This is a genomic window from Rhodobium gokarnense, assembly GCF_025961475.1.
Taxonomy (GTDB): Bacteria; Pseudomonadota; Alphaproteobacteria; order Rhizobiales; family Rhodobiaceae; genus Rhodobium; species Rhodobium gokarnense.
The window spans coordinates 445,073-457,794 of sequence record NZ_JAOQNS010000003.1; the positions used below are offsets into that span (position 1 = coordinate 445,073).

The following is a 12,722-nucleotide window of genomic DNA, read 5'->3' on the forward strand; positions in this document are numbered from 1 at the left end:
GCCGGCTACAAGATGGCGCCGGACCAAACCCGGAACACGCGATCTGAAGCGATTCGTCCATGCTGCGTTCCGCCCCTGATCGCTTCGTTAACCAATCGACGCCGCAAGCCCTTGGCGCCGTTAGGATTTGCGCAAGGCGCGCACCTGCTTGACAGGCGGGGCCGCAAAAAGCGGAACGAATCCTGAATCTGTGTGAGTCAGCGATTCGCCCCCCTTTTGTTCAAGACTCGTTCCGGTTGCGCGACGGATGCGCCGGAAAGCATGAGAGAGACAGACCGACCCGGAATGTGCTAGGGGCTTGGGGACGGGCTGGACGCCTCCACCGCTTCTGCCGACAGGCGGCCGGACGTCGCATTGGCGGGGCGCTCCCTTGAAAACCTGAGACCGAGCGGAATACGAACATCCGGATGACCTTGAAAAGTGACGCGGCGCCGCTGCCGCGGTCGGTTCGGGCCCGCACCGTCACGGCCGTTCTCGGCCCGACCAATACCGGCAAGACCCACCTCGCCATCGAACGGATGATCGGCCATGCGTCCGGCGTCATCGGTCTGCCGCTGCGCCTGCTCGCCCGCGAGGTCTATTCCCGCATCTGCACCCGCATCGGCGAGGACGCCGTCGCGCTGATCACCGGCGAGGAAAAGATCGTCCCGCCGCAACCGCGCTACTATGTCTGCACCGTCGAGGCGATGCCGCGCGAGACCGACGCCGATTTCGTCGCCATCGACGAGGTCCAGCTTGCCGCCGATTTCGAGCGCGGCCGCGTCTTCACCGACCGCATCCTGAACCTCAGGGGCCAGAGCGAGACGCTGCTGCTCGGCGCCGCCACCGTCCGCGGCCTCCTGGAACGGCTGCTGCCGGGCCTCAACGTCATCACCCGGCCGCGCATGTCGGTGCTGGCCTATGCCGGCGCCAAGAAGATCACGCGCCTGCCGGCCCGCTCCGCCGTCGTCGCCTTTTCCTCCGACGAGGTCTACGGCATCGCCGAGCTGATCCGCCGCCAGCGGGGCGGCGCCGCCGTCGTCCTCGGTGCGCTATCACCGCGCACCCGCAACGCCCAGGTCGCCCTGTTCCAGTCCGGCGAGGTGGAGTTCCTGGTCGCCACCGACGCCATCGGCATGGGCCTCAACCTCGACGTCGACCACGTGGCGTTCGCCGCCAACCGCAAGTTCGACGGCTACCAGTACCGCCCACTGACGCCGGCCGAACTCGGCCAGATCGCCGGCCGCGCCGGCCGCCACACCCGCGACGGCACCTTCGGCGTCACCGGCCGGGTCGATCCCTTCGACGACGATCTGGTCGAATCGCTGGAGAACCATGCCTTCCTGCCGGTGCGCACCCTGCAATGGCGGAATTCCGCGCTCGATTTCGCCAGCGTCGACGCGCTGCGCGCCTCGCTCGACGTGACGCCGAAAGAAGAGGGCCTGACCCGCGCGCCCCCCGGGACCGACCTCATCTCACTGGAATACGCCCTGCGCGACGACGACACCGCGACGATGGCCGCCGACGAGCGCCGCGTCCGGCTGCTCTGGGACGTCTGCCAGGTGCCCGACTATCGCAAGATCGCGCCGGCCAACCACGCCGAGCTGATCACCACCCTCTACGGCTATCTCGCCCGCGAGGGACGCATCGGCGACGACTGGTTTGCCGGCCAGATCGCGTTCGCAGACCGCATGGACGGCGACATCGATGCATTGTCCAATCGCATCGCGCATATTAGGACATGGACTTATGTCGCCAACCGTCCGGGCTGGCTGCGCGATCCGGTGCATTGGCAGGAACGCACCCGAGACATCGAGGACCGTTTGTCCGATGCCCTGCATGAAAAACTCACCCAGCGTTTCGTCGACCGGCGAACCAGCGTGTTAATGAGGCGACTCCGGGAAAAGGCCATGCTCGAAGCTGAGATCAACCAGACCGGCGACGTGACCGTCGAGGGACAGCATGTCGGTCTTCTTCACGGGTTCCGGTTCACCCCGGACCCGAACGCCAACGGCTCGGAGATGAAAGCTCTGAGGGCCGCCGCCCAGCAGGCCCTGGCGAGCGAGATCGTCGCCCGCGCCGAGCGGCTGGAAAAAGCGCCGAACGAGGACATCGTGCTGACCGACGAGGGGGCGCTGCGCTGGCGCGGCGAACTGGTCGGCAGGCTCGCCGCCTCCGACGACGTTCTGAAGCCCCAGGTCGTCGTGCTCGCCGACGAGCAGCTCAACGGCGCCCACCGCGACATGGTCCAGAAGCGCCTCGACCTGTTCACAGGCCAGACCATCGAAACGCTCCTGAAGCCGCTGGTCGACCTGCGCGACGCCGCCGACATCACCGGCCTGTCGCGCGGCATCGCGTTCCGGCTGGTGGAGAATCTCGGCACGGTCGAGCGCCCGGAAGTGGCCGAGGACGTGCGCCAGCTCGACCAGGAGGCCCGTGCGGTCCTGCGCCGCTACGGCGTGCGCTTCGGCGCCTACCACATCTACCTGCCGGCCCTCCTGAAGCCGGCGCCGAGCCGCCTTATCGTCCAGCTCTGGGCGCTGAAGAACGCCGACGACGAGACGCCCGGTCTCGTGGAACTGCCGCAGCTGTCCGCCTCCGGCCGCACCTCGGTGCCGGTCGACAAGGAGATCCCGGCGACCATCTACCGCCTCGTCGGCTTCAAGCCCTGCGGCGAGCGCGCCGTACGCATCGACATCCTGGAGCGCCTGGCGGACCTTACCCGTCCGCTGATCGGCTGGCGCCCCAATCCCGCCGCCGGCGAGCCGCCGGAGGGCGCGATCCCGGAAGGCGGCGGCTTTACCGTGACGGTCGCCATGACCTCGCTGCTCGGCTGTTCCGGCGAGGACTTCGCGTCGATCCTGACCGCCCTCGGCTACCGCCGCGAGCGCCGCACCGTCGAACCGCAAGCGCCGAAGGAGCCCTCAGAGCCGGCAGCCGCATCTGACGCACCGGCCGAGGAGACCGCTGCCGCCGGAGACGCTCCGGGAAAAGCGGAGGGCCCGGCCACGGAAGCACCGTCCGAAGCCGCGCCGGAGACGCCGGAAGCGGCACGCACGGAAACGCCTGCAGGCGAGACGGCCGCCGCCGAGGCCACGGAGCCGACCGCTCCCGCCGAGGAGACGGCCACTGACGAGGCAACGGCCGAAAAAGCCGAGCCGGCGTCCGCCGACACCGAAGAGCCGGCAGAGCCCGCGCCCGACACCGCAACGCCGGAGGAACCCGCAGCGGCCGAAGAGGCCGCGGCGGAAAGCGCCGAGCCCGAGCCGGCGCCTGCGGATGCAACGTCCGAAGAAACCGCATCCGCAGAAGGCACGGTCGAAGCCGCTGCCGAGGCCCCCTCCGAACCGGCTGCCGAAGCGGCCCCCGCTTCCGAGGAACCGCAGATCGTCGAGATCTGGCGCCCGAGCCGCGGCAACCGCCACGGCAAGGGCAAGCCCGGCCGCCATCGCGGCAAGCGCGGCGAGGCCGGTGAGCGCCAGGCCGGCGGCGAACGCCAGCGCGGCGACGGGCCGGAGGGTGCCGGCGACGGCAAGGGCGCGCGCCATCGCCACCGCAAGGGCAAGCCCGGTGGTGGCGGCCCGAATCGGGGTGGTCCGGATCGCGGTGGCCCGAATCGCGGTGGTCCCGGCCGCGGCGACGGCGGACCGTCCAAGCCGCGCGAGCGCCGGCCGGAAAAGCAGCCGGACCCGGATTCGCCCTTTGCTGCCCTCGCCGCCCTGAAAAAGAACCTGGAGAAGCAGAACGACAAGGGCTGATCGGGAGATGGCGGACACGGGACCCGAAGCCACGGGCGGTGCGGAGGCCGGCAACGCGCGTCTGCGGATCGACAAGTGGCTGTGGTTCGCCCGGGTGGTGAAGACCCGCACCCTGGCCCAGAAGCTCGCCGTCTCCGGCCGCGTGCGCAAAAACCGCGAGAAGATTTCGAGCGCCAGCGAGACCGTGAGGCCCGGCGACGTCCTCACCATCACCCTGGAGCGCCAGGTCAAGGTGCTGCGCATCCTCGGCCTTGGCGAGCGCCGCGGCCCGGCCCCGGAAGCGCAAAAACTCTACGAGGACCTCAGCCCGCCGGTGGTCAAGCGCCCGCGCGAGGAACGGCCCCTGCCGCCCGGCCAGCGCGAGCACGGCGCCGGCCGTCCGACCAAGCGCGAACGGCGCCGCATCGACGCGTTTCGCCATGGCGACGACTGAAGCTGGAACCATTGAAAAAAATCAGCCTGCCTGCGGCGCGGCGCCGCTTGCGCTGGCGCCCCGATCGGGCTAGTCAGACCAGCGAAGCATGCCCAAAGGTGCATATCGAACGCCGAATATCTGGAGACCGACGCAATGACCTATGTCGTCATAGATAACTGCATTAAATGCAAATACACCGATTGCGTCGAGGTCTGTCCCGTGGACTGTTTCTACGAGGGCGAGAACATGCTGGTGATCCATCCGGACGAGTGCATCGACTGCGGCGTCTGCGAGCCGGAATGCCCGGCCGAGGCGATCAAGCCCGACACCGAGCCGGACCTTGAGAAGTGGGTCGCGCTGAACGCCGAATATGCCGAAAAATGGCCGAACCTGACGGCCAAGAAGGATCAGATGCCGGAGGCCGAAAAATTCGACGGCATGGAAGGCAAGCTTGAGAAATATTTCTCGCCGGAAGCCGGCGAAGGCGACTGATCGCGCCGCCCCGGCGCCGCCGGCCCGCTCCCGGAGCGGGCGTAAACGATACCGGACGCATTCGAGTCAATTTCACCGGCCAAGCGTCCTGAAGGTTTAACCGAGCTGTCACAAGGGCTTTGTGGCAGTGCGGAATCCCTTGAATTTTCCTTAATTTGTGCTATCTTGAATACACAGTCGGAATTCGGCTGCCTTTCTCCCCCTCCAGAAGGAGGTTTTTTTTGGCCGTTGCTTCAAGGGAGCGACAGTGACGATGTCGTGTCTGCTGCAACCGACCGGACTTGGAAGGCAGGTCTTTTTCTCCTTTCGGCTGATCAATCGGCGCTAGGGCTCCAGGTGCCGCGCGGGCTTTTCGGCCCGGGCGACGAACACCGGGTTCCGCTCCCCGAAGCGCCGCAATAGCTGCGCGGCCCATGCGGCGGCCGCAGCAGCCCGAAGTCGGCAAAATCGCCGCCGACCAACGCGCAGGAGTTACCAAGCGTATGGCATCCACCGCCAAGAAGAACATGCAGCGTCAGGGTTTCAAGACCAACGAGTACATTGTCTATCCCGCTCACGGCGTCGGCCAGATCACGGCCATCGAGGAGCAGGAAGTTGCCGGCATGTCGCTGGAACTGTTCGTGATCAATTTCGAAAAAGACAAGATGACGTTGCGGGTGCCGATCACCAAGATTTCCAATGTCGGCATGCGCAAGCTGGCAGACGCCAAGCAGGTCGACAAGGCCCTTGAGACCGTCCGCGGCCGCGCCCGCGTCAAGCGCACCATGTGGAGCCGCCGCGCCCAGGAATACGAGGCCAAGATCAATTCCGGCGACCTCATCGCCATCGCCGAGGTGGTCCGCGACCTCTATCGCTCCGACACCCAGCCCGAGCAGTCCTACTCCGAGCGTCAGCTCTACGAGGCTGCCCTCGACCGCATGGCCCGCGAGATTTCCGCCGTCAACCGGATCTCCGAGACCGAGGCTATCCGCGAGATCGAGCAGAACCTTGCCAAGGGCCCCAAGCGCGGCCGCAAGGGCGAGGAAGAGGGCGAGGACGAGCAGGAAGAAGCCGCCTGACGGTCATGTCATCGGCCGGGCGACCCGGCCGCACAGCTCGAAAAATATATGCGGGGGCCGGGAACCAAACCGGCCCCCGCTTTTTTCATCTTTATGGAGGGTTGCGTCCGTGCTATACGGGAATCCGCATGCGTGATTATACGTATGCGTGATCCGACGGACGCATTTCTACGTAAGATCATATGGTCGCGCCCTCCCACGCGACGTGATCGGCCCCGGCGGATAGGAGATTGAACCATGCGAAAGCCAGTTAGCCCAAGACGCCAGTTCGTCAAGGCGGCTATGGCCGCCCCCTATCTCACCAAGGAAGAGGAACAGTCCCTCGCCGTGCGCTGGCGCGACGACAAGGACCAGCAAGCCCTCCACAAGCTGACCTCCGCTCACATGCGCCTGGTCATCGCCCTTGCCGCCAAGTTCCGCCATTTCGGCCTGTCGATGAACGACCTCATCCAGGAGGGCCATGTCGGCCTCCTGGAAGCGGCCGCCCGCTTCGAGCCGGAACGGGACGTGCGCTTCTCCACCTACGCCACCTGGTGGATCCGCGCCTCGATCCAGGACCACGTGCTGCGCAACTGGTCGATCGTGCGCGGCGGCACCTCCTCGGCCCAGAAGGCGCTGTTCTTCAACCTGCGCCGCCTGCGCGCCAAAATCGCTGTCAGCGGCCAGTCCGAGCCCGACAAGGACGCCTATGAGGAGATCGCCATGGCGGTCGGCGTCTCGCGCAAGGACGTGGAGCTGATGGATTCGCGCCTGTCCGGCCCGGACATGTCGCTCAACGCCCCGGTCATCGAGTCCGACGGCAACAGCGCCGACCGCCAGGACTTCCTGGTCAGCGACGGCCCGCTGCCGGACGAGACGGTCGGCTCGGAGATCGACAAGGAGCGCCGCTCCCAGTGGCTCGGCTCGGCCCTGACCGTCCTCAGCGAGCGCGAACTGAAGATCGTCAGCGAGCGCCGGCTCACCGAAGAGGGCGCGACGCTGGAAAGCCTCGGCGCCAAGCTCGGCATCTCCAAGGAGCGCGTGCGCCAGATCGAGGCCCGCGCACTTGAGAAGCTGCGCGCCGCGCTGTTGCAGGAAAATGCGGACCCGGCCGCCTTCGTCGGCTGACCTAAAGCGCTTTCCCAAAAAGTTGATAGACTTTTTGGATAAGAAATCGCGTCAAAACAAAAACCTAAAGCATGTTGCGTGTTTCATAAAAAACGCAACATGCTTTAGAATTCCATTTGTCGACCGAAAACGGAAAACGCGCCGGAGACGGCGCGTTTTTTTTGGCCGGAGCGCTGCCCGCCCTATTCGGCGATGATCTTCACCAGCATGCCGGCCTGCAGCTCGCTGTCGTCGTCGAGCCCGTTCAGCACCTTGAAGAGTTCCGCCCGGCGGTCCGGCGCGATGCCGGCCATGCGCGCCGCCATCCGGTCGATGCTGTCGCCCTGCCGCGCCGTGACGATGCGCACGCGCAGGGGACGCAGCTCCGCCCGTTCCCGCCCCGACAGCATCCGGAAGCTGGAAATCGTGGTGTGGAAGGAAAGGTCGAAGGCCTGGGTCGGCTCGCGGGTCGCGAAGATGAAGCGGTAGGTGGCGCCGTTCGCCCGCAAGGCCGCAATGCGGAACGACCAGCCCTCGGCAACGGCGGAGGCCGTCGCGGCCGGCTGACCGGCGATCTCCGTGTCGCGCACGCTCTCCGAAATCAGCCCGTTGACCCAGCCGGAGCGCAGGTAGTCGGCGAGCGACATGGAGGCCGGCACGTTGGTGCCGTCGAAGCGCAGCGCCGTGCCGCTGCCGTTGGAGGCGAGCACGGCCTCCTTGCTGTTTTCCAGCGCAAAACCGCCCGGCACCGTGAAGGCGATGCCGAGCCCGGCATGCAGGAACGAGCGGCCGCGGATGAAGCCCTCGCGCGGATCGTCGCCATAGAGCATGCCGTTGAGGCTGTTGAGATAGGCGTCGCGCCCGCGTTCCCCGAAGCCCGGCGCGTTGATCGCACGGGCCGCGTTGCGCGCCTTGACGATGCGCTCCGGCGTCGTCGGATGCGACGACAGGAAGTCCGGCTGGTCACCGCTGCCGCGGGCCGAGACGACGTTGGAGAACTCGGCCATCGCCTTCAGGAAACGCGAGGCCGCATAGGGGTCGTAGCCGGCCTTGGAGAGCGTCTTGACGCCGACGGCGTCGGCCTCCAGCTCCTGGATCTGCGAGAACCGGGCAAAGGAGAGCTTGGCCGAGGCGAGCGCCTCCTTCTGGCGCTCCGGATCGTCGACCACATTGGCGACCACCCGGCTGACCACCGCCGTCGCCTCGGCGCGCTTCAGCCGCGCGATCGCGTGGTGCGCCGTGACGTGGGCCATCTCGTGCGAGATGACGGCGGCAAGCTCGGCGGAATCATTGGCGAGCGCCAGCAGGCCGCGGGTGACGTAGAGATAGCCGCCCGGCAGCGCGAAGGCGTTGACCACCGGTGAGTTCAGGATGGTGATGCGGTAGGACTGGGACGGATTGTCGGAGGCGGCGACCAGCCGGCCGACCATGCGCGCGATCGCCCGCTCCGCGCCGCGGTCCTCGTAGACCCCGCCATAGGCGGCAACGACGCGCGGATGCTCGCGCGCGCCGATGGTCGATTCGCCCGTCGGCGGACCCGGCGTGTCGATGACCGGATCGGAGATGGTGACGCCGCGCGAAAAGAACTGGCAGCCCGCCGTCGCGGCGACGAGCGTCAGCACGGCGCCAAGGCGCAGCAACTTCTGCCAGGTCGTTCCGCCGGTCGTCATTCCCACGTCCTTAACTGCCCGACGCGGGATCGAGTCGTTCGATTCCGTCCGGAGAATTCACACGAATAAGCGCTCCGCCGCGCGATTCCAACCAGCCACGCACGCGAATACGGGCACCTGCAAGCGATTTCCGGTCCGCTGTTGCCGATCCCCCGCGCCCACTGCCAGATGAATATAGGAGGACGGTGAAGTCTTTGCTCCAGTCGTCACCGAAATTGAGGAAGGTGACGCGCCGGCCGGCCCCGACGGACCGCACCCGGCCCTCCACCACCATGTAACGGCCGGCACGCTGGCGGAGTTCCCCGTCCTCGGCGCGGCCGAACAGGGGCGACGGGACCGCCCAGACGCCGCGGCCGGCCCTGCGGGCCCCGTCTTCCAAGGCAAGGAGCCTGGCGCGGCATGCGCCGCCGCCCTCTGGCGCGACGATGAGGGTACCGGCATCGACCAGCGCACCGCCGATCCAGGTGTCGTCCGCGCCGTAAAGGCGACCGGAATGCCGCCCGTGCCGGTCCGGCGCCGCCGAGAGGTCCTGGAGCCGCACGGCCCGGTCGGAGAGAAGATCGAGAAGCGCCCCGCGCGCCGCAGCTTCCGGCGGCCAGGGCGCCCCCGGCGCAAGGCTGAGCGGCGCCAGCGGCGGCAGGAGACCGGCCAGCCGCACGGTCCGCCCGTCCTGCAGCCGGACGGTCGCACCGTCCAGAACGTCGGCAACGGCAATGCCCTTGGAGGAAGACGGCGCCGGCGCCTCCGGGCAGCCCGTATCGGCCGCATGTCCGGGGTCGGCAGCGAGCGGCAGCATAAGGGCGGCAAGCACGGACGCGCGCCGGCGCACCGTCGTCCGTCTCTGGCATCCTGCCCCCCACATATCCCGAAATACCCCCCGTATTGCCTCGTGAAAATGTCGGCGAGGCGCCCCCGCGCCCCTTGCCGGATTTCCCATATCGCCGCCTGATAGAGGAAAACTCAAGCAGCAAAGCGGCGCTACGGCGGCAGCATCGTGGCACCATATCCGCGTGGAACCGCCCGCCGTCACGGCATTCTGACGGTCGCAAGACGGAAAATCGACACATCAACGGCCGAGGGGGATTTCGCAACGGCGCAAAACGATCTATCGAACGGCAGTTTCTGAATGGGAGTTTGAGACGATGACGGATCTCGCACGGGTGGTCGAAGCGGTTCGCGCCTTTGAGGAAGGCCAGATCGTGGTGGTGACCGACGACGACGACCGGGAGAACGAGGGCGACCTGATCCTCGCCGCCGAGCACGCGACGCCGGAAAAGATCGCCTTCATCATCCGCCACACCTCCGGCATCGTCTGCACGCCGATCACCGCAGCCGATGCGAGACGCCTCCACCTGCAGCCGATGGTCGCCCACAACGAGGCGCCCCTGTCGACCGCCTTCACGGTGACCATCGACTATCGCGAAGGCCTGACGACGGGCATCTCCGCCGAAGAGCGCTGCAACACCGTGCGCGCGATCCTCAACCCCAATGTCGGCGCAGAGGATTTCGTGCGCCCCGGCCACATCTTCCCGCTGATCGCCCGCGACGGCGGCGTCCTGATGCGCTCCGGCCATACCGAGGCGGCCATCGACCTCTGCCGCCTCGCCGACCTCAAAACGGTCGGCGTCCTCAGCGAGCTCGTCAATGACGACGGCACCGTGATGCGCGGGCCCCAGGTGACCGGCTTTGCCGAGGAACACGGGCTCAAGGTCGTCTCAGTCGCCGAGCTCATTGCCTACCGCCAGCGCAAGGAGCGGCTGGTGGAGCGCGTCGAGGCCTTCGAGGTCGACACCCCCTACGGCCCGGCCCGCGCCTACACCTATTCGACGCCCTGGGACCCCATGCAGCACCTCGCCGTCGTCTTCGGCGACATCAGCGACGGCGTCGACATCCCGGTGCGGCTGCACCTGGAATCGGTCGTCGGCGACGTCTTCGGCCGGGATTCCACCGTCGAGCCGTTCATCAAGCGGATTGCGGAGGGCGGCCGCGGCATCGTCGTCTATCTGCGCGAGGGCTCGGTCGGCGTCGGCAAGGTGCCGAGCCAGCGCCGGGCCGCCAATGACGACGAGGGCCACGACACGGCCAAGGTGCGCCAGGAGGAATGGCGGGAGATCGGCCTCGGCGCCCAGATCCTCACCGACCTGGAGGTCCACTCGATCCGGCTGCTTGCCTCCCGCGAGCGTCACTATGTCGGCCTTGGCGGCTTCGACATCGTCATCAACGAGACCGAGATCGTCGACGGCTGATCTCGTCGGCCTCCGACCTCAGTTCGCGTACCAGGCGATGAAATAGCCGGCGACGACGGCGGTGCCGATGACGCCGGCAACGTTCGGCCCCATGGCATGCATCAAAAGGAAATTGCCGGGGTCGGCGCGCTGGCCCTCGACCTGGCTGACCCGCGCGGCCATCGGCACGGCGGAAACGCCGGCCGAGCCGATCAGCGGGTTGATCTTGTTGGTGCCGCTGAAGAGGTTCATGACCTTGGCCATCAGCACGCCGCAGGCGGTCGCGATGCCGAAGGCAATGACGCCGAGGCCGAGGATCTTCAGGGTATCGCCGTTGAGGAACCGCTCGCCGGTCATGGTGATGCCGACCGAGGTGCCGAGGAAGATCGTCACCACATTGATGAGTTCGTTCTGGGCCGCCTTGGTGAGCCGCTCGGTGACGAGGCTCTCGCGCAGGAAATTGCCGAGCATCAGCATGCCGATCAGCGCCGAGGCGGCGGGCACCAGCAGGATGACGACGATGGTGACCATGGCCGCAAAGATCAGCTTTTCCAGCCGCGAGACGGGCCTCAGCGAGCGCATGCGGATCTTGCGCTCCTTTTCCGTCGTCAGCAGCCGCATGATCGGTGGCTGCAACAGCGGCACCAGCGCCATGTAGCTGTAGGCGGCGACGGCGATCGGCGCCAGCAGGTGCGGCGCCAGCTTGTTGGCAAGGAAGATCGAGGTCGGCCCGTCGGCGCCGCCGATGATGCCGATGGCGCCCGCCTCCATCGGCGAAAAGCCGATTGCGGCTGCCCCGAGGAAGGTGGCAAAGACGCCGAACTGGGCGGCCGCACCCAGGAGCAGCGTGCGCGGATTGGCGATCAGCGGCCCGAAATCGGTCAGCGCCCCGACGCCGAGGAAGATCAGCGGCGGGAAGATCTCAAGATCGACGCCCTTTGAGATGTAGTAGTAGAGCCCGCCGCCATGCTCGCCCGCCGGCGCATTGATCAGCCCCTCCGTCGGCAGGTTGGCGAGCAGTGCGCCGAAGGCGATCGGCACCAGGAGGAGCGGCTCGAACTTGCGGTAGACGGCGAGATAGAAGAGCACGCCGACGACCACCCACATCACCGCCATCTGCCAGGTGACATCGGCAATGGCGGTCAGGTGCCAGAGCTGTTCGAGCTTTGAGGTCTCGGTCGCGGTGCCGTCCATGGATGGGCCCCAGACAATCAGGAAAAGTGCAAGGTCAGGAAAGGGTGACGAGGACCTGGCCCTCGGTGACGGTCGCCCCCGGGGTCACGTGGACGGCGTCGACCGTGCCGCCATTGGGCGCGCCGATCACCGTGTTCATCTTCATGGCTTCCAGCACCAGCAGCGTGTCGCCGGCGCCGACCGTCTGGCCGGCGGACACCTCGACGCTGACCACCGTTCCAGCAAGCGGGCTCGGCACGGAGCCGGGGCCGGCGGCGACCACAGGTGCGGCAGGAGCGGCTGCAACGGGCGCGGCGGGACGCACGGCGGGCGCCGCCGCTGCGACGGGGGCAACGGACGCCGGCGCAACAGCCGGCGCCCCATCGGCGCCATCGAGTTCCTCCACCGTCACCTCATAGGCAACGCCTTCCACGGTGATCCGCAAGCGCTTCATGGTCGGTTTCCTCTTTTGTCGTTTTGGGCCGCGCCGCCGAGCGGCGGCCGCATCGCGGCCCAGTCGGCGCGGGTGCGGTGGCCATTGAATGTCTGGATCCGGCCTTCAAGGGGCCAATCGCCGACCTTGTGGGCCGGCGCGGCAATCCGGGTCACGCGGTAGCCGCCGCCGAGCGTCGCCGCGACGGCAGCGGAAATGGCGACGAGATGGTGCGGCGGCACGCCCGGCGTCGCGGCAGCAAGCGCCGGTTGGCTCGGCGCCGGCTTTTCCGCATCCTTGGCTTCGACCTTCGTGCCGCGGGTGAAGAACAGGCCGATCAGCGCGCAGGCGGCCCAGATCAGCGCCAGCACCAGCATGACGACGCTGAACCCCGTACCGATCATTTCCAGGTTTTCCAGCATGGCGCCCATCC

The 12,722-nt window shown here is 67.3% G+C and carries 11 protein-coding genes; 6 read left to right on the forward strand and 5 right to left on the reverse strand.

What is annotated here, in order from left to right; all coding sequences use genetic code 11:
* The first annotated feature begins 407 nt into the window (after positions 1-407).
* The 5 genes from M2319_RS07275 to M2319_RS07295 all read left to right on the forward strand — a co-directional run bounded on the left by M2319_RS07275 (position 408) and on the right by M2319_RS07295 (position 6,809).
* Entirely contained in the window at positions 408-3,737 is a 3,330-nt protein-coding gene (locus M2319_RS07275; protein WP_264600781.1) for a helicase-related protein, read from the forward strand.
* Positions 3,738-3,744: 7 nt separating this feature from the next.
* Entirely contained in the window at positions 3,745-4,170 is a 426-nt protein-coding gene (locus tag M2319_RS07280) for an RNA-binding S4 domain-containing protein (RefSeq protein ID WP_264600782.1), read from the forward strand.
* Between the two features lie 135 nt (positions 4,171-4,305).
* On the forward strand, positions 4,306-4,644 hold the full coding sequence (gene fdxA / locus M2319_RS07285; RefSeq protein ID WP_264600783.1) for a ferredoxin FdxA: 339 nt from the start codon (positions 4,306-4,308) through the stop codon (positions 4,642-4,644).
* A gap of 482 nt (positions 4,645-5,126) precedes the next feature.
* Positions 5,127-5,702, forward strand: a complete 576-nt coding sequence (locus M2319_RS07290; protein WP_406682078.1) for a CarD family transcriptional regulator — start codon at positions 5,127-5,129, stop codon at positions 5,700-5,702.
* Positions 5,703-5,939: 237 nt separating this feature from the next.
* Complete coding sequence (locus M2319_RS07295) at positions 5,940-6,809, forward strand: RNA polymerase factor sigma-32 (RefSeq protein ID WP_264600784.1); 870 nt, start codon at positions 5,940-5,942, stop codon at positions 6,807-6,809.
* Between the two features lie 182 nt (positions 6,810-6,991).
* Here M2319_RS07295 and M2319_RS07300 read toward each other — a convergent pair whose 3' ends face one another.
* Both M2319_RS07300 and M2319_RS07305 read right to left on the reverse strand, forming a co-directional pair.
* On the reverse strand, positions 6,992-8,458 hold the full coding sequence (locus tag M2319_RS07300) for a M48 family metalloprotease (protein ID WP_264600785.1): 1,467 nt from the start codon (positions 8,456-8,458) through the stop codon (positions 6,992-6,994).
* A 10-nt stretch (positions 8,459-8,468) separates the two neighbouring features.
* Positions 8,469-9,269, reverse strand: coding sequence for a thermonuclease family protein (locus M2319_RS07305; protein WP_264600786.1), 801 nt, complete (start codon positions 9,267-9,269; stop codon positions 8,469-8,471).
* A gap of 331 nt (positions 9,270-9,600) precedes the next feature.
* On the opposite strand from M2319_RS07305, the gene ribB reads away from it, so the two are divergent.
* Positions 9,601-10,704: a 3,4-dihydroxy-2-butanone-4-phosphate synthase gene (gene ribB, locus M2319_RS07310; RefSeq protein ID WP_264600787.1), complete on the forward strand. Its 1,104-nt coding sequence runs from the start codon at positions 9,601-9,603 to the stop codon at positions 10,702-10,704.
* Positions 10,705-10,722: 18 nt separating this feature from the next.
* On the opposite strand, the gene M2319_RS07315 is transcribed toward ribB, so the two are convergent.
* Genes M2319_RS07315 through M2319_RS07325 form a run of 3 tightly spaced genes read right to left on the reverse strand, consistent with a single transcriptional unit; the run spans position 10,723 to position 12,720 of the window.
* Positions 10,723-11,877 (reverse strand): sodium ion-translocating decarboxylase subunit beta, encoded by a 1,155-nt coding sequence (locus M2319_RS07315; protein ID WP_264600788.1) that lies wholly within the window; start codon positions 11,875-11,877, stop codon positions 10,723-10,725.
* Between the two features lie 34 nt (positions 11,878-11,911).
* On the reverse strand, positions 11,912-12,310 hold the full coding sequence (locus tag M2319_RS07320; RefSeq protein ID WP_264600789.1) for a biotin/lipoyl-containing protein: 399 nt from the start codon (positions 12,308-12,310) through the stop codon (positions 11,912-11,914).
* Complete coding sequence (locus tag M2319_RS07325) at positions 12,307-12,720, reverse strand: OadG family protein (RefSeq protein ID WP_264600790.1); 414 nt, start codon at positions 12,718-12,720, stop codon at positions 12,307-12,309. The genes M2319_RS07320 and M2319_RS07325 overlap by 4 nt, the downstream gene beginning before the upstream one ends.
* Between the last annotated feature and the right edge of the window lie 2 nt (positions 12,721-12,722).